The 24,068-nt window shown below is 42.6% G+C and carries 18 protein-coding genes and 1 pseudogene; 13 read left to right on the forward strand and 6 right to left on the reverse strand.

Features of this window, described 5'->3' with window-relative positions; translation table 11 throughout:
- The 6 genes from VE944_RS04295 to VE944_RS04320 form a co-directional block, all read right to left on the reverse strand.
- Positions 1-726, reverse strand: coding sequence for an SDR family NAD(P)-dependent oxidoreductase (locus tag VE944_RS04295; RefSeq protein WP_324972773.1), 726 nt, complete (start codon positions 724-726; stop codon positions 1-3).
- A gap of 130 nt (positions 727-856) precedes the next feature.
- On the reverse strand, positions 857-1,510 hold the full coding sequence (locus tag VE944_RS04300) for a PIG-L deacetylase family protein (protein WP_324972776.1): 654 nt from the start codon (positions 1,508-1,510) through the stop codon (positions 857-859).
- A gap of 107 nt (positions 1,511-1,617) precedes the next feature.
- A complete protein-coding gene (locus tag VE944_RS04305) occupies positions 1,618-2,478 on the reverse strand; it encodes a glucose-1-phosphate cytidylyltransferase (protein WP_324972779.1) in 861 nt (286 codons plus the stop codon).
- A 53-nt stretch (positions 2,479-2,531) separates the two neighbouring features.
- Positions 2,532-3,812, reverse strand: coding sequence for a class I SAM-dependent methyltransferase (locus tag VE944_RS04310; RefSeq protein WP_324972782.1), 1,281 nt, complete (start codon positions 3,810-3,812; stop codon positions 2,532-2,534).
- A 60-nt stretch (positions 3,813-3,872) separates the two neighbouring features.
- Positions 3,873-4,442, reverse strand: a complete 570-nt coding sequence (rfbC, locus tag VE944_RS04315) for a dTDP-4-dehydrorhamnose 3,5-epimerase (protein ID WP_324972785.1) — start codon at positions 4,440-4,442, stop codon at positions 3,873-3,875.
- Positions 4,400-5,467, reverse strand: a complete 1,068-nt coding sequence (locus VE944_RS04320) for an NAD-dependent epimerase/dehydratase family protein (protein ID WP_324972788.1) — start codon at positions 5,465-5,467, stop codon at positions 4,400-4,402. Before VE944_RS04320 ends, rfbC begins: the two co-directional genes overlap by 43 nt.
- A 600-nt stretch (positions 5,468-6,067) precedes the next feature.
- Between VE944_RS04320 and VE944_RS04325 the strand changes: the two genes are divergently transcribed.
- The 13 genes and pseudogenes from VE944_RS04325 (at position 6,068) to VE944_RS04385 (ending at position 24,060) form a co-directional block, all read left to right on the forward strand.
- Positions 6,068-8,410, forward strand: a complete 2,343-nt coding sequence (locus VE944_RS04325) for an NACHT domain-containing protein (protein ID WP_324972790.1) — start codon at positions 6,068-6,070, stop codon at positions 8,408-8,410.
- A gap of 765 nt (positions 8,411-9,175) precedes the next feature.
- A complete protein-coding gene (locus VE944_RS04330; protein WP_324972792.1) occupies positions 9,176-11,230 on the forward strand; it encodes a glycosyltransferase in 2,055 nt (684 codons plus the stop codon).
- A gap of 23 nt (positions 11,231-11,253) precedes the next feature.
- Positions 11,254-11,820: a hypothetical protein gene (locus tag VE944_RS04335; protein ID WP_324972794.1), complete on the forward strand. Its 567-nt coding sequence runs from the start codon at positions 11,254-11,256 to the stop codon at positions 11,818-11,820.
- A 100-nt stretch (positions 11,821-11,920) separates the two neighbouring features.
- Positions 11,921-13,711 carry an ABC transporter ATP-binding protein gene (locus VE944_RS04340; RefSeq protein WP_324972797.1) on the forward strand — a complete coding sequence of 597 codons (1,791 nt, stop codon included), beginning with the start codon at positions 11,921-11,923 and terminating at the stop codon, positions 13,709-13,711.
- Complete coding sequence (locus VE944_RS04345) at positions 13,708-15,513, forward strand: ABC transporter ATP-binding protein (RefSeq protein WP_324972799.1); 1,806 nt, start codon at positions 13,708-13,710, stop codon at positions 15,511-15,513. Before VE944_RS04340 ends, VE944_RS04345 begins: the two co-directional genes overlap by 4 nt.
- Positions 15,514-15,672: 159 nt before the next feature.
- On the forward strand, positions 15,673-16,272 hold the full coding sequence (locus VE944_RS04350) for an acyltransferase (RefSeq protein ID WP_324972801.1): 600 nt from the start codon (positions 15,673-15,675) through the stop codon (positions 16,270-16,272).
- Positions 16,273-16,685: 413 nt separating this feature from the next.
- Positions 16,686-16,835: pseudogene (locus tag VE944_RS34065) on the forward strand (chloramphenicol acetyltransferase); the annotation flags it as partial.
- Between the two features lie 25 nt (positions 16,836-16,860).
- Positions 16,861-18,042, forward strand: a complete 1,182-nt coding sequence (locus VE944_RS04360; protein ID WP_324972807.1) for a glycosyltransferase — start codon at positions 16,861-16,863, stop codon at positions 18,040-18,042.
- Between the two features lie 2 nt (positions 18,043-18,044).
- Positions 18,045-19,241, forward strand: coding sequence for a hypothetical protein (locus VE944_RS04365; RefSeq protein ID WP_324972810.1), 1,197 nt, complete (start codon positions 18,045-18,047; stop codon positions 19,239-19,241).
- A 70-nt stretch (positions 19,242-19,311) separates the two neighbouring features.
- A complete protein-coding gene (locus tag VE944_RS04370; RefSeq protein ID WP_324972813.1) occupies positions 19,312-20,451 on the forward strand; it encodes a glycosyltransferase family 1 protein in 1,140 nt (379 codons plus the stop codon).
- A 5-nt stretch (positions 20,452-20,456) separates the two neighbouring features.
- Positions 20,457-21,653: a glycosyltransferase gene (locus VE944_RS04375; protein WP_324972819.1), complete on the forward strand. Its 1,197-nt coding sequence runs from the start codon at positions 20,457-20,459 to the stop codon at positions 21,651-21,653.
- 12 nt (positions 21,654-21,665) lie between these two features.
- Positions 21,666-22,799, forward strand: coding sequence for a glycosyltransferase family 2 protein (locus VE944_RS04380; protein WP_324972822.1), 1,134 nt, complete (start codon positions 21,666-21,668; stop codon positions 22,797-22,799).
- Between the two features lie 46 nt (positions 22,800-22,845).
- Positions 22,846-24,060 carry a glycosyltransferase family A protein gene (locus VE944_RS04385; RefSeq protein WP_324972825.1) on the forward strand — a complete coding sequence of 405 codons (1,215 nt, stop codon included), beginning with the start codon at positions 22,846-22,848 and terminating at the stop codon, positions 24,058-24,060.
- The last annotated feature ends 8 nt before the right edge of the window (positions 24,061-24,068 follow it).

Raw genomic sequence — 24,068 nt, forward strand, 5'->3', positions numbered from 1 at the left:
TCAGGATTTCACGAACGGTCTGAGACTGATATCAGTAACTTCAGCAGTTCGAGGTAAACTTAGCGAATTAATGACTACTGCGGCCACGTCCTCTGGCTGGATAAGGCGTTCAGGATAATAGAGTTTACCCTCCATCTCGTGAATTTTTGCTTGTTGAGGAGTAGCAGTACGCCCAGGAAACACGCTCATAACCCGCACTTGCTCGGCATTAATTTCTACACGAAGAGAGTCAGCGATCGCCTTAAGAGCGTGTTTGGTGGCCGCATATTGCCCCACATTCGCTCTGGGATTCATAATCACACTGGAGTTGATAAACAAAATTTGTCCCCGACTGGATAAAAGCATGGGGAGTAAAGTTTGTGTCAGGAGATAGGGAGCGCGAACATTGGCCCGATACAGGAAATCGAAGTCTTGAACAGAACTCTTTTGAAATGTCCCCATTGAGAACATACCCGCACTCAGGATGAGCAGGTCAATCTGTTCAAAATCTCGCTCAAGATTTGTTTTTAGCTTGCTTATATCTTCATCAACCATCAAGTCGATTGTATAGCAAACAACGTTAGGAGAAGTTTCCTTAGCAATCGCGGCGACTATTTGCAAGGTTTCAAGGTTACGTCCTAACAAACAAAGTTTTACACCTTGTGCCGCCAAACCCAAAGCGATCGCTCTACCGATACCGCTACTAGCTCCTGTGACAACTGCAACCTGACCTAATAAAGCTTCCATAATGAGAGTAAAAAATTCAAAATTTGCTCATTCACAATTCAAAATGAAGAAATATATACGTGGTAAACCTGCGAACGATTTCGATTGTACAAATTATAAATCTCCTTACCTGCTGTAACAAAGTACGTGGCTAAAAAACTACTTTACGGCAATAAAAAGCTTCCGCATACTTGTTGGGTGAATTAGATTCAACTCCTCGCAGTCTTAGAATTGATAGAAAAGTTTCTTCTGTAAACCATTGTTTATTATTTTGTGACGGAAAGCTGTCAAGAATATATTGAATTTTATTTTGACAAATTTCCTCATTTAAATTAACGAAGAAGTTAGGATTACCTAAATCACCATCATATTTAGGGATTTCATACTCTAAAATTAAATTATTTCTAAATGTATTCCAAGTCAATTCGGAAATTAAGCGATGATCTTGATGCAAATCCTGGCGATAATGAGTAAAAATTAAATCAGGGCTGTATTCTCGTTTTAGTTCCTCGAAAAAATGTTTAATTTCAATTCCGATGAAAGGAAAAAATCCATCTTGAAATTGTTTGATTACTATATTTTTTATATTTGTATTCTTGAGAAATTTATTAGCGCTATTATAAGCTTCCTTTTCTCTTTGTAAGTTTGAACTAAATACAACCCAATAAAACATAATATTTGGGTAAGTTTCTACCAGCTTTAATATCGTGCCTCCGCAACCAATTTCTATATCATCACAATGGGATCCTAAACACAAAACTTTATAACCAAAGTTTTTTTCTCCCTCAAAAGTGAATTTAAGCATATTAGTGATTTCTTATTTTTAGAGAATAGTTTGTCTAAGATAGTTGCTTCAAACAATAATTACAGCAGATACTCTTATGAGATATCTACTGTAAAATAAATTGGTATTTAACTATTAGCCAAACTGATTGGTACGGAATCATTAGCAAACTGATAATTTCGGCTATATTCTAAATATGCTGCTTTCCTTTCAATAAGGTTCCATACCGCCCAAGGAGCGTTGCCTTGGCAATACATATCATCTAACTGCTGCTGTTCTTTGAAAGTATCCATGCACGCCCAAAAGCCATTATATTTATAAGCTACTAATTGTTTTAATTTAATTAGTCTTTGAAAGGGTTCAAGCACTAGTTCCTCTCCAGTCTCAATGTATTTAAAGATATCCTTGTTAAATACAAAAAAACCGCCATTTATCCTAATACCAGCTTCCTGAACGCTTTGGATATCATTTACTAAACCATTTTCTTGTGTTGAAACTAAATGAAAACTTTGCGATGGTTTTACACACAAGAAACTGGCTATTTTGTTATGTCTATAAAAGTCATCAATTAAGTCAGGTAGGTGTAAATCTGTTAAGCCGTCGCTATAATTGACTAAAAAGGCATCTTCGCCTTGTAAGTATTTTTCAACTGCCTTGAACCTTTGGCCTATATTTGAACTCAATCCCGTATCAACAAAAGTAATGTTCCAATCCTCAATATCACTATTCAAAAGTTGAATTTTCTTGCCCCCCTTCTGTAAAGTAAAATCATTGGAAACACACTCATCATAATTGAGAAAATAATTTTTGATGACATCTGCTTTATAACCAAGACACAAAATAAAATCTTTGTGTCCATAGTGAGCATAGTATTTCATCACATGCCATAATATTGGTCTGTAACCAATATGAACCATTGGCTTAGGAATATTACTGGATAATTCTCTTAATCTTGTTCCCAAACCACCGCAAAACAAAACTACTTTCATTGTAATTTCCTTTGGTATTAATAAATCAGATTAAATTCAAGTTGCTTTTTTGCTCAAGCATAGACATTGACTTCCGGAATCGGGACTACAAATTTCCCACCCCAATCACGTACAAACGACATCTGGGACATTACTTCATTTTTCAGATTCCAAGGTAAAATCAACAGATAATCTGGCTTAGTTTCTTGAATCGTGTCTGGATGAAAAATTGGGATATGAGTACCTGGTAAAAATTTACCTTGTTTGAAGGGATTTCGGTCTACAGTGTAATCAAGGAAATCTTCTCTAATTCCACAATAATTCAAAAGAGTGTTACCTTTACCAGGAGCGCCGTAACCAACGATTGATTTTCCTTGCCGTTTAGCTGCGATTAAAAATTCCAAAAGTTGAAACTTGGTTTCCTTCACCTTTTCAGCAAAAGAAAAATAACTTTCTATCTTGCTAAACCCTGCTGCTTCTTCTCTTGCTCTTAATTCCTTTACCTGCTGAGTGATAGATTTAGAATTATCGTCTACATGGCAAGCATAAATTCTCAGAGAACCACCATGTGTAGACAGTTCTTCTACATGAAAGATAGTTAAATTGTGAGCAGCAAAAATATTCTCTACTGTGAGTAAGGATAAGTAAGAAAAGTGTTCATGATAAATAGTATCAAATTGGTTTCCCTCTATTAGTCGCATTAAATGAGGAAATTCCATAGTAATGACACCTTCAGGCTTAAGTAAAATCTTACAGCCTGCAACAAAATCGTTGATATCAGGTACATGAGCAAGCACATTGTTACCTATTAATAAATCTGCTTGCTTGCCATTAGCAGCTAATTCATCTGCTGTGTTTTGTCCAAAGAATTTGACAGTTGTAGGAATGCCTTTTGTAATAGCTACCTCAGCAACATTAGCTGCTGGTTCTATACCCAAAACAGGTATTTGTTTTGATACAAAATATTGCAATAAGTAACCATCATTACTAGCTATTTCTACTACTTGGCTTGAGGTGTTAAGTGCAAAGCGAGTTATTACTTTTTCGGTATAATTTTTGGCATGTTGTAACCAAGAATCAGAGTAAGACGAAAAGTAGGCATAGTGGCTGAAGATATCTTGCGGACTAACATATTCTTGAAGTTGAACTAAAAAACAGCGATCGCACACGTAGACATGCAGTGGATAAAATGGTTCCATTTGGTTTAGCTGTTCTGCTGTCACGTAACTTTCACACAGTGGTGACATTCCCAAATCCACAAAGGTTTGCTCTAACGTTGTCCCACAGAATCGACAGTTACAACGATTTACGCTTATACCATTTTGTACAGAGGTTTGCAAAGTTGTCGTAGTCATTTATTTTTTAGCTCCCACACTGTTTGTTATATGCAATTTGATAGTGGTATATGAGAAGCATTACATCCTCACACCTGGTTGGGCGTGGCTAGAGTCTAAAACAGATTCAAACAAAGGCCAGTTTGTATCTTTCTCAGAAATTTCACTTATAGGTAAAGGCCATTCAATCCCAAAAGCTGAATCGTTATAGGGCAGCCCACACTGATAATCTGGCGCATAGAATTCACTCATTTGATACACAACTTCAGCCGCATCAGTTAGCGTCTGATAACCATGAGCAAACATTTCAGGCACGTATAAAGCTCTACGGTTCTCTGCTGATAGCTCAACACCAACATGTAACTTATATGTAGGAGATTCAGGGCGGAGGTCGATGATCACATCATAGATAGCGCCATGAGTACAGCGAACCAACTTTACCTCGGTTGCCGGAGTAACTTGATAATGCATACCCCGGAGAGTACCCTTTTTGTAGTTGAAAGCGACATTGCATTGGGCAATTGTTGGCTTTAAACCATGAGCCGAAAATTCCTGAGCGCAAAAAGTACGAGCAAAGAAGCCACGAGTATCTTGCCGTTGCTCTATGTCTATAACGAATGCACCTTTGAGTGCGGTTTCTGTGAATACCATGACTTATTCCAGAAGAAATTTTGATCTATTTGCTGAGTCCGAATCAAATACTCCAGATGCTTTAAGCGAGTGAACCCTTTAAATAAAAAAGTGGATTCTGACATATCGATAGCAGTAAACACATCGAACAATTGCTGTGTACCTTTAACTGCATTCCACTCACACTTAAATCCCGGTAGTCTGGTATTAATCTTCTCGAAAGAAACCCGATAGCTGCGGTTATCAGCACTAGCGTCACCAAAAGAAAGTTGGCATCCAGTAAAAACTTCAGCTACTATCTGGGCAATTTCTTTGACTTTATAGTTGCTAGCAGTGTCACCCACATTGAAAATTTGGTTGTGAATAATGTCGCGCGGAGCTTCTAGGGTACATACAATTGCTTTGCAGATGTCTAGCAAATGAACTAGCGGTCGCCAAGGAGTACCGTCGCTTGTCATCTTGATTTCTTTAGTCGTCCATGCCAGCCCAGACAGGTTATTTAACACGATATCGAAGCGCATTCTGGGAGATGCGCCGTAGGCGGTGGCATTCCGCAAAAACGTAGGAGAGAAACTATCGTCAGCTAATAACTTGACATCTCGCTCTACCAAGGTTTTACATTCAGCATAGGCCGTTTGGGGGTTGACAGGAGACTCCTCCGTAACGTGGTCATCAGTACCAACACCATAGACACTGCACGAAGACGTATAGACAAAGCGACGCACACCGGCTATTTTAGCTAGTTGAGCAAGTTGAACTGAGCCTTGATGGTTAATTTCATAAGTCACATCAGGACGTAACTGCCCGGCGGGATCGTTGGAGAGTTCAGCTAAATGAATGACTGCCTCAACACCTTGTAAATCTTCAACTGTGATATGGCGGATATCTTTATTAAGAGTTTTGGCTGTGAGTTCGGTACCGTTGTATAGCCAACCAACTTTGTAGAATCCTGTGTCAACTCCAATAACCTCATGACCGTGTTGCATCAAGATTGGGGCTAATAAAGAACCGATATAGCCTTCAGTTCCAGTTACCAGTATTTTCATGGATGTCAAACCTGATAGGTAGAGCTTGGTTTTGTAAAAAACCTTTGTTGACTCACTACAAAACTACAAAACCATTTCCTCAAGACGAGCTACCTCGCATGAAGAACCGCTTACAAGACTGTTTTTAACTGTGCGTTATGTTATGGTACTAGCACAATCCTTTATATAAATACCAGTGTGTAATAAGTGTGTTTGCGATCGCGTTTAGGAGAATGTATGACTTGACGTATAAGTTATATCATCTGAGTTTGCTTTAATTTATCTATTTATCCTAATTTTCCTACTTTTCCTACTTTTCTTACATCTAATAGTAAAAAGCTAAAAGCCATTCTTTTTTGATAAAAAATTAAGCCATAAGGGGGAAGAAACCACTGTTCTAAATTAGTTATTTTTAAAACCTACTCAGAAACCAATCTTGATAAACATTTAATTAGGCTAACTACACTATTGTTTCAGCTAATGGATTTTTTTAGCTATTAAAGAAAAGTTTATAAAACTCAAACTTTGAAGTAGCATCTAATACGAGTATAAATTAATAGTTAATCATTAATTTATTCAATACTTAACCTAAGTTAATAACTAGAGATTCAAAACTGTTGTATGGCACGACGTTCGTTGAAAGCATCTATTGTAGGCATTGAGAAAGCAAAAAGGGCTTTCAAAGTCAGGGAATGGACGCAAGAGTATTTAGCTAGTGAGGTAGGACTTGAAACTCGCCAGTCAATCTGGAAATTTTTTACAGGGAAGCCGATTGAGCGTCACAACTTTATGGAGATTTGCTTTCAACTCGGTTTAGATTGGCAAGACATTGCTCAACTTCCTGATCAGAGGCTACTGACAGAAAACAACCAGACATGGGAAAACTGCCAAGATGTCGAAAGCTTGGTGCAAATGTTGCGATCGCGTCGCAGTGATAAGATTCAATCCCAATGTGCCACTACGCGGTTGTTAGATATCCCTCAACCAATTCAACTAGAAGAAATTTATGTTGACACCAATATTCTGAATAATATTACAAGTCGAAGATGGTTAGATATCCTCGATCTACAAGAGTCTATTCCAGAAGAGTTCGACTGTTTTGATTTTAATCAACTTTATCAAGAACGAGTCTCTGCAATACAAGCAGTTATCACCTATCCCAAACTAATGGTATTAGGTAAACCAGGGTCTGGGAAAACTACATTTTTAAAGTATATTGCTATGCAATGCAATCAAGGCAAATTACTATTAGATCGGATACCTATTTTTATTCGTTTGAAAAGCTTTGCTGAGAATGCTAGAGAAACAGAAAGTTACAGTTTATTGAGCTATATTAGTCAAGAACTTGCCGATTGCGGTGCTTCAGACATAGAAATCCAAACATTATTAATTGACGGCAAAATATTATTTTTGCTGGATGGTTTAGATGAAATTCCAGAAGATGATAACCAAACAATAATCAGCAAAATTGCGATTTTTGCGGAAAAGTATTATAAAAACAAGTTTATTATTACATGTCGGATTGGTTACCAACAGTATCGGTTTGAGGAATTTAGCGATATTGAAATTGCTGATTTTAACTCCTCCCAAATTGAGGATTTTGTCCAAAACTGGTTTATTAATGTTAGCAATAATTCCCTAGAGAAAGGACAAGCCTTAACTTGTCAGTTCGTGGAAAAATTACAGTTATTGGAGAATAAACAAATTCGAGAACTGGTCGTAACGCCACTTTTGCTTAACCTGGTTTGTTGTGTATTCCAAGACCATTCAGACTTTCCAGTTAGAAAAGTCGAACTTTACAAGCAAGGATTGGACATTCTACTCAATCGCTGGGATAAAGTAAGGAACATTAAACGAAATGAAATTTATCTTCGTTTGTCTTTACCTCAAAAGTTTGGATTGCTGAGTCAAATTGCTGCTACTACCTTTAAGCAAGGTGATTACTTTTTCACGCAAAGTAATGTCCAGCAATACATTACGGACTACCTTTGTAACTTACCCATAGACCAAACTGAGCCGGAAGTATTGCAACTCAACAGTGAAGTAGTGCTGAAATTGCTTGAAACACATGGATTATTAATAGAGCAGGCACGGGGAATTTACTCGTTCTCGCATATAGTTTTTCAGGAGTATTTAACAGCTAAAAATATTGTTACTAGTGCCAACCCACAAATATTAGAAAAAAAACTAATTGAGCTAGTTAGCCATTTGACTGAACCACGTTGGCGCAAAATCTTTTTACTAACTGCTGGCATGTTGGATAATCTTCCTTGTCTATTGCAATTCATGAAGCAAGATATTGATCAGCTTGTCGTCTTTGATAAGCAATTGCAAAAGTTCTTGAACTGGGTTAACCATAAGTCTATTTCAATTCAGTGTACCCATAAAAGAGTAGCTATTCGTGCCTTTTATCTAACACTAGAACTTCTCGACAATGTGAACTTGACTAATGACTTGGCTTTTTCCCTTGGTATCGATCTCAGGCTCACTAATAATCTTACTCCTGATTTAGCTCTAGATATAGCTCTTCAGTGTGCGCTTCAGTTAAGCCTTGCCCTGCCTTATGAGCCGTCTTTGGATCGAGTTTTGGCTTTAAGCTTTGCTCTTCCTGATGACCGAACTCTTGCCTGCAATCCTGAGTTACAGCATTCTTTGCAAAAACTTAAAGAACAATTACCGAGTCCAGTTCAAGGCAAAGAAAAGTTAAAAGAATGGTGGAATGCTAACGGTCAGACTTGGGCTAATGAATTGAGGTTGGTGATAGTTCGGTGTCGCAATATTGGTCATCAATGGCAGTTCAGTGAGCAGCACAAAGAAGTACTCAAACAGTACTACACTGCCAATCAGCTATTAGTAGATTGTCTCAATAGTAATTGTAAAATAACTCCCACTGTAACAGAGAGTATTTTGGCAACGTTATTGTTACCCACCCCCAAAAGATTGATGAGATATAGCGGCATATAGCAGGGTTATAAACCACAGTAGTAACAGTTAACGTAAAAACCAGTCTAAAAAAAGCTTTTAGGATTGCCTCGTCAAGAGTCTCCGACTAAGAATGCCCGTCGTTGAGGCTCCGCCTCAAAACTTGCGGCAGAGCCACTTTTGATTTGCATTTCCAGCGAGAGGCTGAAAACAAGGTTTTAAAAGAGTTTTTGCTTAAGTTGACACCAATGAATATGTTGTGCCCCTACCCGTGTACTTCATTTACCTGAAATACGCTGTATCACTATTTTTGTGAATTGATATGACTCCTGAATTCTATTCGATAATATCTGTGCTACAAAGTTTAAGCTTATTGAGGAATGAAAACGAAAAATTAAACTTTTCAATCACATTTTATGAAAAGAAGTAGGGATTTTTAGAATAGTGGGATAAGTTCATGTATTCAACCGCAAATTTTTGAACTGACTTAGTAACGCCAGTTGCTGAGTTAAAGCATTTTTACGCCGATGAGTGACCAACTGGATACAAGACTACACTGAAAATATACGTTAACTTATACATTTCGATAAACGCGATCGCAAACGCATTACTGGGAAAGTTTAAGTATTACAAGATTGTTAATTGATAGCTGTTGTGGTGCTATTAACGCAATATGCTGCGGATGCGTTAATCATATAAGTATCTATGTGTTTCTGTGTGTGTGTTTCTCTTTTAAGTAGATTGGGCTAGCGTTTCAGCAAAAAGGAAATAAATTTGCAGTGAATTGTCGGGGGTAATTTGCTAAACTTGACTTCAACACCTTCTGGCTTCTGTGCTGAACCACTTGCAAAAGGCGAAGTAGTCACAGTAAAAGGTAAGTTTTTCTTTATTAAAGAAAAAAAGTTTTTTCTTAAAGGAGTTAGTTACGGCCCTTTCTCCATCGGTAGCCACGGTGAGTCCTTTCCAGAAAAATCAGTTGTGGAAAAAGATTTCGCCATGATTGCAGAAATGGGTGCTAACTGTCTGCGTACCTATACTGTTCCACCTGATTGGCTTTTGGATCTAGCTGCAATCTATGGTCTTAGGCTGTTAATTGGTATACCTTGGTCTCAGCATATCGCCTTCCTCGACTCTTCTGCTGTGAAAGCAGAAATCCGTAACTGCATTGCTCAAGGAGTTAAAGTTTGCCGGGATCATCCCGCCACCTTTGCCTATTTAGTGGGCAATGAGATTCCTCCAGATATTGTCCGATGGCATGGAGCAAAACCAGTTCGGGCTTTTATCAAAGAGTTAATGGCGGTAGCAAAATCCAGTGATCCCGAAGGTTTAGTAAGCTATGCGAATTATCCTTGCACTGAGTATTTAAATATTGACTTTACTGATTTCTCATGCTTTAACGTTTACCTGCATCGGGAACAAGATTTTCGCCGCTACCTCTCTCGGCTTCATAACCTTGCTGAGGATAAACCTCTAGTACTGAGTGAGTTTGGCGTTGACTCAATGGGTGAAGGAACCCAAGTGCAAGCCGAAATTCTTTCTCAAAAGCTGTCATCTAGTTTTGAGATGGGAGCAGCAGGAACGATCATCTTTTCTTGGACGGATGAATGGTTTACTGGTGGATATGCCATACAGGACTGGGCTTTTGGTTTAGTTGATGCCGAAAGGCTTAAGAAACCAGCTTTCGAGACAGTTCAGGAATATTACACAGCACCTCTGCCGCCAGCGTTACCTGAGTATCCCAAAGTCTCAGTGGTTGTATGCGCTTACAATGCTGAACGCACAATGGATAGTTGTCTAGCTTCTCTCAAAGAACTCAACTATCCCAACTATGAAGTAATTGTAGTTAATGATGGATCGCGCGATCGCACTCTCGAAATTACTCAGCATTACGACTATGTACGCCTAATTAACCAAGAAAACAAGGGATTAAGCGTCGCCCGCAACGTTGGTATGGCCGCCGCAACTGGCGAGATTGTCGCCTATACAGATTCTGATTGTATGGCAGATCCAGACTGGCTTACCTATCTGGTCGCCAAGTTTCTCTCCTCTGGTCTAGCTGCCGTAGGCGGGCCAAACTTATCTCCCCCAGAAGACTCTCTTGTTCCCGCCTGCGTTGCTGTCTCTCCCGGCGTACCTACCCATATACTTTTGAGTGATGAGGTAGCAGAACATATTGCTGGCTGTAACATGGCTTTTCGTCGGGACGTTCTACAAGAAATTAACGGCTTCAACCCGATATTTCGTACTGCTGGGGATGATGTAGATATCTGCTGGCGATTGCAAGATCGAGGTTATAGCATTGGTTTTAGCCCAACGGCAATAGTATGGCATTTTCGCCGTAACACAGTAGCTGCCTATCTCAAACAACAGCAAGGTTATGGCAAGGCAGAAGCGCTGGTTTATTTTCAGCATCCTTACCGCTTTAACCTTCTGGGACAACCCTCTTGGTTGGGGAGAATTTACGGAGATTTATCTACATTTCTTCGTATTGGTCAACCAATTATTTACTCTGGGGTGTTTGGTCGCGGTCTGTTTCAAACCTTGTACGAGCCTTCCTCCTCTCTGATCTCTTACCTCCCCCTGACACTAGAGTGGAATGTCGCAGCTTTGATCCTATTTGTGTCAGCACTTTTGTCTGGCGATCGCCCGTGGTTGGGTGCAGTAATGTTCCTCATCTCTTTTAGCTGGTGTGTAGCTGGTGCTATGCAAGCGCGGATTGACTCTCGTTTTCTTAAAATCAGGGCACGGTTGCTTGTGGCGCTACTGATTTACCTGGGGCCACTTTTACGTAGTATAGAGCGCTACAAATGGCGAATCAAAGAACTTAAGAAGGCCGAGCCGATAAAGTTTGATGAACTGTAAATAAAAATAAAAGCATTAAAAAAATGACTCAAACACTAACTCAAGCAGATTTAATTCAGTTTGATTCGCCAGCCAGCAGAGTAAATATTTCCTGGCGCGATCGCGCTTATGAGTTGTCCTATTGGACAGAAACAGGAATGGAGAAGGAGAACCTGCTGCAAAAGGTAATGGATTTACTCCTGCCTTCCAAGTATTTCATTGCAATGGATCAAGGCTGGAGCGACTGGGATTTAGAGATTTACCAGGGGATTTGGTCAAAAGTTCAGCTCAAAGTATGTACCGAAAATCATGGAGGTAACAAAAGAGTCTTGCGGGTGCGGTGTGCCCTGAGAATGTCACAGTTAGCCATTATGGCTATGGTTGGCTATTGTCTGTTCACAATTATAGCGATCATTCTGGGAATGCCAGAAGTAGCGAAATTCACAATTGCAGTAGGTATGCTCAACGCCGCTTTCATCTTATATCAGAACTTCCAGTTAGGGCGTATTCTCTATCAAGTACTGGAGATTATTGCCAGAAGAGTTAACTTGCTGCCAATACAAACCACCAGCAACAAGTCTGTCACAGAAAGTGCAATATTACAGTCCTAACGAACGTCTTGGTACTCCAGTAACAAATGAAATGACTAGACGGGAGGTAAATCTGTAAGTGAGGCAAGAGATCAAAGCGATAATGCATCGATACGGGCAAATGCTCCGATATCCGCTGCGCCACTGGCGTACCATAATAGCAATCCTCGGTCTCACAGCTGGCACTTCAGCCACCGCAACACTTCAACCTTGGCCGATGAAAATCCTGGTGGATTATGCCTTCGGTCAAGCAGTGATCCCCCCACTAGCTGGATCATTCCTGGAGACTTTTAACTTGGCGCTCACACCGATGTTGCTGGTCGTTGTCGCCGCTGTTTGTAGCCTCGGACTTTATGCTCTAAACGCTACCTTGGAAACTACCCTTAGCTGGGCCTGGAGTGCTGTCGGGCAAAGTATGGTCTACGAACTGGCCCAGAAACTGTTCTATCGTTTGCAACGCCTTTCACTGTTGTTCCATAACCAACGGACTGTTGGTGATTCCCTCAGCCGTTTGGCGGGAGATACTTATTGCGTTTACACCTTGAGCAGTGCTTTGCTGATTTCACCTGTGCAGTACCTGCTGACGCTAGGAACTATTAGCATCGTCGCCTGGAATCTGAGTCCTTTACTAACGTTGCTTTCGCTTTTCGTAGCACCAATGATGGGTGGTTCAGCCCTTGTTTTTGGTTCCCGACTCAAGCGCCGGACAAAACTTAACCGCGAAGCCCAGTCACGCCTCACCAGTTTTGTCCACCAAACAGTCACGGCAATCCCCATGATCCAGGCATTTGGTAGAGAGAGTTACAATACCCGGCAGTTTGAACATTTAGCGGCAGACGCAGTTGTTTTATCACAACGTGAAACTCTGCTCAAGAGTGTTTACGGTGTGGCAAATGGTACTGTGACAACGATTGGTACTGCGCTTGTTCTGTATGTGGGCGGGCAGCAGGTATTATTAGGGGCTATGAGTATCGGTAGCCTGCTCGTCTTCTTAGCATATCTCCAGTCTATACAAGGAGCATTTAAGGGACTATTTGGCATCTACGGGAGCCTAAAGTCTGTAGATGCCAATATAGATAGAGTATTAGAGGTTTTGGATTCTAAGGATGGGGTGCAAGATGCTCCTACTGCCAGACCATTGCCTGCTCATCCAGCAGGAGGACGCGGACACGTATGTTTAGAGAAAGTCACCTTCGGTTATGAACCTAGCTATCCCGTCCTCCAAGAAATTACCCTGGAAGCGCGACCGGGAGAAACGATCGCTCTGGTAGGCGCGACAGGTGCTGGTAAGAGTACACTAGTTTCCCTGATCCCCCGCTTTTTTGACCCCTGGCAGGGACGAGTCCTCTTTGATGGGGTGGATGTACGAGACGTACAACTGGAAAGCTTGCGCGAGCAAATTGCCCTAGTGTTGCAAGAACCGTTTTTGCTGCCCCTCTCGGTAGCAGAGAATATTGCCTACGGGTGTCCAGAAGCAAGTTTAGAGAAGATTGTCGCAGCAGCCAAAGCATCAAAGGCAGACGACTTTATCCAACAGTTGCCCCAAGGCTATGACACCCTGATTGGCGAAAGAGGAGCGCTCCTCTCTGGAGGACAGAAACAGCGACTAGCGATCGCCCGCGCGTTGCTTAAGGATGCGCCAGTACTGATTCTCGATGAACCTACTTCTGCCCTGGATGCCCAGACTGAGAATTTACTGCTGGAAGCTTTAGATCGCCTGATCGAAGGGCGAACTACGTTTATCATTGCCCATCGACTTTCGACGATTCAACGAGCAGATCGGATTGTGGTTCTGGAGCAAGGAAAGGTTGTGGAGATGGGAACGCACCAAGAGTTGCTGGCTGTCGGTGGTTTCTATCATCGTTTGCACTCCTTACAGTTTTCCAAACCGGCGCAGGAGGTCGTTCTATGAAACTGTGGTGGCTGCGACTGGCACGTTACGCCCTGGTTCGTTGGCACGGACTCACCTTTGTAATGGTGCTAATGCTGATTAATGTGGGGCTGAATGTACTCAAGCCCTGGCCTTTAAAGTTGATCGTTGATTGCGTCTTGAGCAACCAATCGCTGCCTAATAGTGTTGTTTGGCTCAAAACCTTGCCTGGTAGTGAATCCAACATTCAGTTGCTCGGTTGGTTAGCAGGTGCCACAATCTTTCTATTTTTATCTAGTGAGGGGGTTCGTCTTATACAGGAATATGTTGGAGCTGGTGTTGCCAACCAGATGGTTTATGACTTGGCAGCAGCACTGTTTGATCGCTTACAGCATCTTTCTTTGAGATTCCACAACCAACAACGGGCTGGCGATCTTGTTAGGCGAGTAATGACTGACAGCATCTGCATTCAGAATCTGGTGATGGGGGTTTTTTTGCCCATGCTTACTTCCCTGGTTAATTTACTAGCAATGTTCGCCGTCATGTGGCAGATTAATCATTTCCTTTCACTGCTCTCACTTCTGATTGCTCCTCTAATAATGTTACTAATTTGGGTCTTTAACCAGCCCATGACTGAACGAACCTATCAGTATCAAGAATTTGAAGGTGAGATTGTGGCGTTGAGTGAGCAGACCTTGACAGCGCTACCGATTATTCAAGCATTCGGACGTGAAGCACACGAAGATGAGCGCTTTCGCTACCTGTCTCAAAAAGCCCTCCAAGCTTATGTACGCTCTATCCTTGCCCAAATGCAATTCAAAGTTGGGGTGGGAGGCGTAACCGCAGTAGGAACAGCAGCAATCATGGCTTACGGTGGCTTCCAGGTTTTGGATGGGTCGCTCTCAATTGGTTCTTTACTGGTTTTTCTCTCTTATCTCGGCTCCCTGTACGTGCCGATGGCGACTCTGGCTTATATATCGTCCAGTTTTGCGGCAGCAGCAGCTAGTGCTCGTAGAGTGTTAGAGGTTTTAGATGCTAAAGATGGGGTGCAAGATGCCCCTACTGCCAGACCATTGCCTGCTCATCCAGCAGGAGGACGCGGACACGTATGTTTAGAGAAAGTCACCTTCGGTTACGAACCTAACTATCCCGTTCTCCAAGAAATTACCTTAGAAGCGCGACCCGGAGAAACGATCGCACTAGTAGGCGCAACTGGTGCTGGCAAAACTACCCTAGTGTCCCTGATTCTGCGGTTTTTTGACCCCTGGCAGGGACGAGTTCTCTTTGATGGGGTGGATGTCCAAAGTGTGCAACTGAAAAGTCTGCGCGAGCAGATTGCCCTAGTGCTGCAAGAGCCGTTTTTGCTGCCGATAACGATCGCAGAGAACATTGCCTATGGCTGCTTTAATGCTAGCCGCGAAGCGATCGTCAAAGCCGCCCAAGCTGCCAATGCTGACACCTTTATTCAACGATTACCTCAAGGTTATGACACGATAATTGGTGAGCGCGGAGCCACACTTTCAGGAGGCGAGAAGCAACGGTTAGCGATCGCCCGCGCCCTGCTCAAAGATGCTCCAGTGCTAATTCTGGATGAACCCACCTCTGCTCTGGATGCTCAAACCGAGTTTCTGTTTCTGGAAGCATTAGAGCGACTGATGGCAGGACGGACTACGTTTATTATTGCCCATCGTCTCTCGACAATTCAACGAGCCAACCGAATCGTAGTTTTGGATCAGGGGAAAGTAGTAGAGATGGGAACTCACGAGGAGTTGCTAGCGGTAAGTGGCTATTACAAGAAGCTGTATAAATTACACTTCGGCTCAACTCAAACAGCATCAGCTTAGTACCGCAAAGCTGGAGTAAAAAGCCAAGTTAAATAAAGCAATTACAAAAATATCCTTTTAGGAAAATACTTAATTACTAATTATTTTTCTTGTTAAATTATACAAAATTTCCAGAACCTAATAGACCGTTTACCAACCCATCTTGATTCGCATTACAATATGCAGCGCTCCCCTGAAATTGTGAATGATTTAACCAACCAGCCACCCGACTGCCAGACAATAGCTCTTCCACCCAATGTCCAGGTGGGACTCAACAGTGTTATCAACCATGATGAGCGCTGTTTTGCTCGCTTCCAGAGCCGCATCAACCCCGCGCTACTCGTTGGAGAAAACTGCACGATAGATTATGTCCACTTTGCGCTGGGCAAAGCTGCTAGGGTTGAGATTGGAAATTATTGCTATTTGACTAGTGTCATCCTGCTTTGCGAACAGGAAATTTGCATCGGCAACTATGTGGTTTTGGGATGGAATACCACGATCGCTGACACAGACTTTCATCCGATCGCGCCGGCAGAACGAATTGCAGATGCGATCGCCTGCTCTCCTCTAGGAAAAGGACGGCTCCGCCCTCCTGTGATGTGCCAGCCGGTGATCATTGAAGATGATGTTTGGGTTGGCCCCAATGTCACGATCCTCAAAGGGGTTCGCATCGGCGCGGGAGCTTGGATTGAGGCTGGGGCATTGGTGACACGGAATATACCACCACGTAGCAGAGTGATGGGCAATCCAGCCCAAGTGATTGGGGAGGTAGAAGTCTAATGGATGCCACACGAACATTGCCTTGGGACTGGTATCCGGGAACGATTCCCGACAATGTTGTTTTAGGAGACGACACTTATATTGAAACTAGCCTTAGCTTTAAACTTTACCGCAGCCAATTGGCAGTAGGGCTACGATTGGGTAAAGGTTCTGCTGTATATAAAGATACTATGTTTGACATAGGTTCCCGCGCTCAGGTAAAGGTCGGGGAATATGCATTGATTCACGGTGCCCGCATCGTCTGCGATGCCGAACTGAAGATTGGTAATTATGCTTTGATCTCCTGGCAAGTCGTTCTCATGGATACCTACCGCTTACCGTTCGACATTGCCAAGCGACGAAAAATTTTAGAACGAGCATCGTGTCAACTTTCTCAATTCTCTAACGCTGATGTCCCAGCCCAACCAATTTGGATTCAAGATAACGTCTGGATTGGATTTGATGCCTGTATTTTGCCGGGGGTAACAATAGGCGAAGGGGCGATCGTTGGTGCCCGATCTGTTGTTAGCGAGGATGTTCCAGCGTATACCGTTGTGGCTGGCAATCCTGCTCGGATCGTTCGCCAGTTAGAGACAGGAGGTAGCAAGCATGAATTGTGAACCCCCTACTAAGGGAAAAATTATTGTCTTCGGGATTTTGTTTTGGTATCCCCTAGCAGGAGTAACTTATCAATTTCTCCACTATATGCTTGGGCTGCGTCAACTCGGCTATGATCCTTACTACATAGAAGATTCAGGACGCTGGATTTACAACCCCCTAATCAACGATCTATCTCCAGACGCTAGTGAAAACATTAAGCGAGTCGCACCAATTTTGGAGGTCTATGGCTTTAAAGAGCGTTGGGGATTTCGCGGTCACTATCCAGGGGGCGAGTGTTATGGGATGAGCGAAACCCAAATCCTTAACCTATATAAGGAAGCAGACGCATTCTTGAATGTAACTGGCGCTCAAGAAATCCGTGAGGAGCATTTAGCTTGTCGTCGCCGCATCTATGTTGAATCTGATCCAGTTGGATCTCAAATTCGGGTTGTTCAGGGAGACAAAACCTTAATTGCTGACTTGGAAGCCCATGATACACACTTTAGCTTTGGCGAAAATCTGGGTGCGCCTGATTGTGGAGTCCCGACTTCCCGCTTTGAGTGGTTGCCGACTCGTCAAGCGATCGCAACAGACTTGTGGCATACGTCAGATAATGCGCCAGGCATTGCTTACAACACCATTACCACCTGGGATAACAAAGGAGGTAAAGATATTACCTATCAAGGTGAAACCTATTACTGGCGCAAGGCACGCGAGTTTGAAAAATTTATCGATCTGCCGCACCAGCGCTCAGTGCAATTTGAGATTGCGGCGGCTGATATCAGTCAGGATGTCCGACACCTGCTGCAAAAACACGGTTGGAGCCAGGTAGACTCGATGGAACTCTCCCAAAATCTGAATTCTTACCGCAATTATATCCAGCGATCGCGCGGAGAATTCACCGTAGCTAAGGATCAATACACGCGATTGCATAGTGGCTGGTTTAGCGATCGCTCTGCCTGCTATCTGGCCGCAGGCCGTCCTGTAATCACCCAGGAAACAGGGTTTAGCAAGTTCTTGCCCACGGGTAAGGGATTATTTGCATTCAACACTATGGAAGATATTTTGGCGGCAGTGGATGCGATCGAAAGCGACTACGAGGGCAATTGCCGGGCAGCCCGTGAAATTGCCTCAGAGTACTTTGCCGCAGAGAAAGTGATTGGCAGTCTCATGGAACGAGCGGGGTTATAAGCATGGCACGCATTGTTGTTTGCGGATATATGATTCGACATCCAGTAGCTGGCAATCTCTTAGCCTACTTTCACTATGTGTTAGGGCTACATAATCTGGGACATGAAGTTTTATACCTGGAGGAAAGCGGCTGGTCTGAGTCCTGCTATAACCCGATCAATCACAATTACACTGATGATCCCGACTTTGGTTTGCACGCAGTCCAGGCACTAATAAACACTTATGGTGTAAATGCGACAGTGTGCTATGTAAATCGTGATACAAAAACTGTATATGGTGCAGATTGGCAAGAAATAAAGCAGATGCTCAAAACGGCGGATCTGCTATTAAATATCGGTGGAGTTTGCTGGTTAGCTGAATTTCTTTTATGCAAACATCGAGTATTAATCGATATGGACCCATTCTTTACTCAGATTGGGACGTTTGCCGCCGAGGGTCGCAATGAATATCACGCCTACTTTAGTTATGGCGTTAATATTGGGCAACCCGATTGCGGCATACCGAGTGATGGAATTGAATGGCTCCCCACTGTACCGCCTGTTGTGCCAGAGATATGGAATTCGATACTTACTCCCAAAGATAGTGGCGAAGAACGCGCAGATTTACCATTGACGACAATTGCCAATTGGAATGCTTATGGAGGCGTGACTTACAAAGGTGAGCATTATGGACAGAAAGATCAGGAATTTATGCGCCTGCTGGAACTCCCTAGCTACTGTTCGCAAAAACTCGAACTTGCTCTTGCTGGCAAGGACGCAGAAATAGCAGAGGTTACGAAATCTTTACAAGCAGCAGGCTGGTTAGTTCGAGATGGTAAGGAAATTAGCGCTAGTCTGTCAACCTACATAACTTACCTGACTGGCTCCCGTGGAGAGTTTAGCGTTGCTAAACAAGCTTATGTCAAAACCCGTAGCGGTTGGTTTAGCGATCGCAGCGTCTGCTATCTCGCTGCTGGTCGTCCCGCCATTTTACAAGATACCGGATTTAGCGATTGGCTGCCGACGGGACAAGGTGCGTTGGTGTTTTCATCCTTAGAGGAAGCCGTCGGCTGTATCGAGCGCGTCAATGCAAATTATCAGGCTCACTGTCAGGCAGCAAGGGAATTAGCCGAGCAATTCTTCAGTTACAAAGTGGTGTTACCTCGACTACTGGAGACAGTTTTAAATATGAACACACCTTATCTATCTCCATTGCTCTGACTGCCTATGCAGAACGAGAAATTATCAGCTAATACATCTAAATCAAAACATTTAATAAATTTAAAATAGGATGATTATAATTTTTGCTAGTGCTATCGGTCGATTTCCCATAGGGGGCAACGCCTGGTCTGACCTGCAATACCTTCTGGGTCTGCGTGCCCTCGGACATGATATTTTCTACTTGGAAGAATGTGGAGCGATGTCGTGGGTTTACAACTGGGAAACCGAGCAAATCACGACGGAGTTAGACTATCCGACAAATTATATTAAAAACTGCCTAGAACCGCTTGGTTTTAAGAACAAGTGGATTTACCGAACTGACGAGCATTCAGTCGGAATGGAGATTGACAAGTTTAAAGACATCTGCTTTCAGGCTGATTTAATGATTGTCCGTGGCTCACCACTTTCTGTTTGGAGAGATGAGTATGGATGGCCGCAGCGCCGCATCTATATTGATGCTGATCCCGGTTTTACGCAGATTAATATTGCTAGCGGTAATTCGGAATTAGTACAGACGATTGAACGTTGCGATCGCCTGTTCACAATTGGGCAACGCATTGATGCCCAAGACTGTCTTATCCCCACAAACGGTAGGCATTGGTTAAAGACATTACCTCCAGTAGCACTGCCTTACTGGCCAGTAATTGAAGACAATGACACCATCGGCTTCAGTTCGATTATGCAGTGGCACAGTTATCAAGAGGTAGTATACGAAGGAATCACCTACGGCAACAAAGATAAAGAGTTCTTAAAGTTTATTGATATACCGCAACTCACCAAACAGCAGTTTCGGATTGCATTAAGCGGCGGCTTTCCTGATGAACTATTGCAGTATGGCTGGGAGGTGATTCTCGGATGGCTTGCGTCCTTTACACCAGAGTCTTACCAGAAATTTGTTCAAGCATCCCGTGCTGAGTTTGGAGTAGCAAAACAGGGTTATGTTGCTACCAAAGGTGGCTGGTTTAGCGATCGCAGCGTCTGTTACCTAGCCTCCGGTAGGCCAATTCTAGTTCAAGACACAGGCTTAAGCGATTGGCTACCCATCGGAGAAGGACTTTTAATCTTCCAAGACCTGTGCGAGGCGATGAATGGTGTCCAGACGATCAATTCTAACTATGAAAAACATCGTCATGGCGCACGGAAGATTGCGGAAGAATATTTTGACTCCCATAAAGTTCTGTCCTCGCTGCTAGAAGCAGCCATGAATTAATCATCATGATTCAATTTAGGAATATCAATATGCCAACAGTCACCATTGGATTTTTTCCTCGCGAACAGTTCTCATTAGCTGCTGAATCTTTGCAGCGAATTTTTGACTACACGCATATTCCTTTTAATTTAATTGTGATAAATTGCAACACTCCTGAAGTTTACTGGCAGCAAATTGAACAGGTGCTTGCGGGGCGTAGCAATGTCAAAGTCATTTATAAAGATTATTATTTGATGCCTAACCAATCAAGAAATCTGGTAATTCAGGAATCTAACCCTAATGATGATTTCTTGTGTTTCATCGAGAATGATGTTCTCGTAGAAGAGGGTTGGCTGTCTTATCTCATCCAGGCTTGCGAAGAACATCCAGCTGATGTGGCCATTCCCCGTATTATCGAGGGCGGTTTGGGTGCAACTAAAATTCACTGGGACCCAAACTTAGGACAGGTTCATTCAGTACAAACCACGGATGGGATCAAGTTGGAAATTCTGCCAGCTACTGGCGATCAACAGCTTGATCAAGGTTCCCATCGCCGAAAACTAGAGTTATCTGGAGAGGTTCATTGTCAACTTTACCGTCGAAGTGTTTTCAATCGAGTGATGCCTTTTGATGATGTCGTCTATTTAGATTGGATTGATTCTAGTATGGCTTTGTATCATTCTAACATTCCAGTTGTGTTTGAACCGAAGTCTGTTATTCATTTCTGGCATCCTTTTCCTCCAGAACGTGATAACCTCGATTATTTCTTTAAAAGATGGGATATTCAACAAGCTGCCAAGGAGTTAGATGAGATCCAGAAAAAGTGGAATTTGGCTCAAATGACGGCAGATTTATATTTCGTGGAAGAGCGCAATCGCATTGGTCATCTGTATGAGTTGAGGGAGGAATTGAAGGCTGTAATTTCAGCAGAAAAATCTTTCATCTTAGTCGATGAGGATTGCCTAAATGGCAACAAAATCATTGAAGGTTTTCAGACTATTCCCTTTACTGAACGCAACGGACATTATTGGGGAATTCCCACAGATGATAATATGGCAATTCAAGAATTTGAGCGATTGCATCAAACTGGGGTATATGCAATTGTCTTCTTTTGGACGGCTTTTTGGTGGCTAGAGTACTTTACTGGATTTCATGACTATTTGCGTCAAAAGTTTCCTTACTTATTAAAAAACGATTATGTAATTGTGTTTGGCTTAGAATAAAGGGAAAAGTATATGCAAAAAAATCTAGCCAGTATTATCATTACCAATTATAACTATGGATCATTTTTATCCGAGGCAATTGAAAGTGCTCTAAATCAAAGATATCAGCCTACAGAAGTCATCGTAGTTGATGATGGTTCAACCGATAAATCACAACAAATCATCGCCAGTTATGGAGAAAAAATTGTTCCTGTCTTAAAAGATAATGGTGGACAAGCATCTGCATTTAATGCTGCTTTTGCTATTAGTTGTGGTGAGGTTATATGCTTCTTGGATTCAGATGATGTTTTGCTACCGAGTGCTATTGAAAGAGCAGTTAAAATCTTGCGTGACGATCCAGACGCAGTTAAGGTTCATTGGCCCTTGCGCGTCATTGATGTTAATAGCAACTTACTAGAAAAAGTTGATTGTGAAGGTATTTTGCCAGAAGGTAATTTTTACAATGAGCAGCTTAAATATGGTCTAGAAGGTCATACTTTTCCACCTACTAGCGGTAACGTTTGGTTACGCAGCTATTTAGAGAAAATCTTACCTATGCCTGAGACTAACTATCGATTAAATGCAGAGTCATACCTCGGCTTTTTGGCTCCTTTTTCCGGCAGTATCAGGCGTATTAATGACTATCAGTCGCTATACCGCATTCATGGTCATAATGGCACAAACAAGCGTACTTATAGCTGGCGACTTAGCCACTATTATTATGAAGAGAAAGTTCTACGGGAATATTTACACAAACAAGGTATTAAAGTTAATGATGCATTTGAATACAAGGAAGATTCTTGTCACAAATATCTTCAGAGGATGGTCGAGTTAGGTAAAGAGTTAGGCTCTTTGATTGCACAAGGGCAAAATTATATTTTGGTTGACATGGATGAATTGGGTCATCATCAGCTACTTGAAAATTGCCAAGCGATCCCTTTTCTAGAAAAAGAGGGTATGTATTGGGGGCCTCCTAGTGACGATACCATAGCAATTAAAGAATTTGAGCGACTGCACCGTGAAGGCGCAAGTTTCATCGTGTTTGCCTGGCCTGCCTTCTGGTGGCTTGACTACTATGCTGAATTCGTTCGCTATTTGCGTACTAGGTTTCGTTGTCTTTTGGAAAATGAACGCTTGGTTGTCTTTGATTTACACACTTTAGCTTGATACTGCCTGACCGTTATTAGCAAAACAGGGAGTGAGCAGAAACGATATGAAACCTGAAACCAAAGTTACGATCGCAATCCCAACCTACAATCGGTCAAATTTACTCAAAACTAGCCTGCAAAGCGCATTGGCACAAGACTATCCAGATTTCCAAGTTATTGTATTAGATAATGCTTCTGACGATGATACAGAGGCGGTTGTAGGCTCATTTGCGGATTCGCGAATTGTTTATGTACGCAACGAAGTCAATATTGGCATATTTGGCAATTGGCAGCGGAGTGTTGAGCTAAACACTAGCCCCTATCTCAGCATCTTATCGGATGATGATGTACTGCTGCCCAACTTTATCCACGAGTCTGTCCTAGCATTGGACAACCATCCTCATGCTGGTCTGTCGGTTGGCCTACCGGAATTTATTAACATTAACGGTGCTACATTGCATGTCACAGGTACAGAACTTTCGGATCAGTTACCAGAAGGGCTAATCTCCGGTCTAGACTTCATCCATCAAATTGTTGATGGGCAAAAATGGATTTTGCGTACCAGTGCAGTGATGTTTCGTGCTTATGCACTCAGGGCGGTTGGGGGATTTGACATCACGCACTCTAAGTACTTGCTAGACTTGAATCTATACTTGCGGATGGCAGTGCAATTCGATTTCTTCTTTATTGCTAAAGAACTAGCTCAAGTCCGGTTCCATGTTGAACAGGATTCCCAGGTTAGCTTTCACTCCCCTGGAGGATTGGGATCGCTGGCTGTGATGGCAGAACGTAATGATGCGATCGCTTATTTGTTACAGTCACCGCGTGCAGAGGATGCAGCTTATCGTCAGTGGCTAACAGAGCGCCTGTTGCATATCAGTATGCGTCGCAGCGAGTTTACATCTCAACTGGTACCCGCACTCAATCTTAGCTGGCCAGAACGACAACAGATTGCCATTGAGGAGATCGCAGCCACGATTCCAGCAGGAAAGTGTTTTATTTTGGTTGACGACAATCAGTGGAGTTCCGAAATTCTACCTCAATCTAATTTCCTTCCCTTCCTCGAACGCGACGGTGATTACTGGGGCGCTCCACCTGACGACCAAACTGCCATTCAGGAACTCGAACGAATGCGACAAGCGGGAGCAAGTTTCATGGTCATTGGATTTCCCGCCTTCTGGTGGCTAGATTACTACTCACAGCTACGCAATTATCTCAATTCAAATTTCCGCTGTGTTTTGCACAACAGCCGCCTGATTGTGTTCGATCTCTGGTCGTGAAAACTGGA

The organism is Nostoc sp., from assembly GCF_035638895.1.
GTDB lineage: Bacteria > Cyanobacteriota > Cyanobacteriia > Cyanobacteriales > Nostocaceae > Nostoc.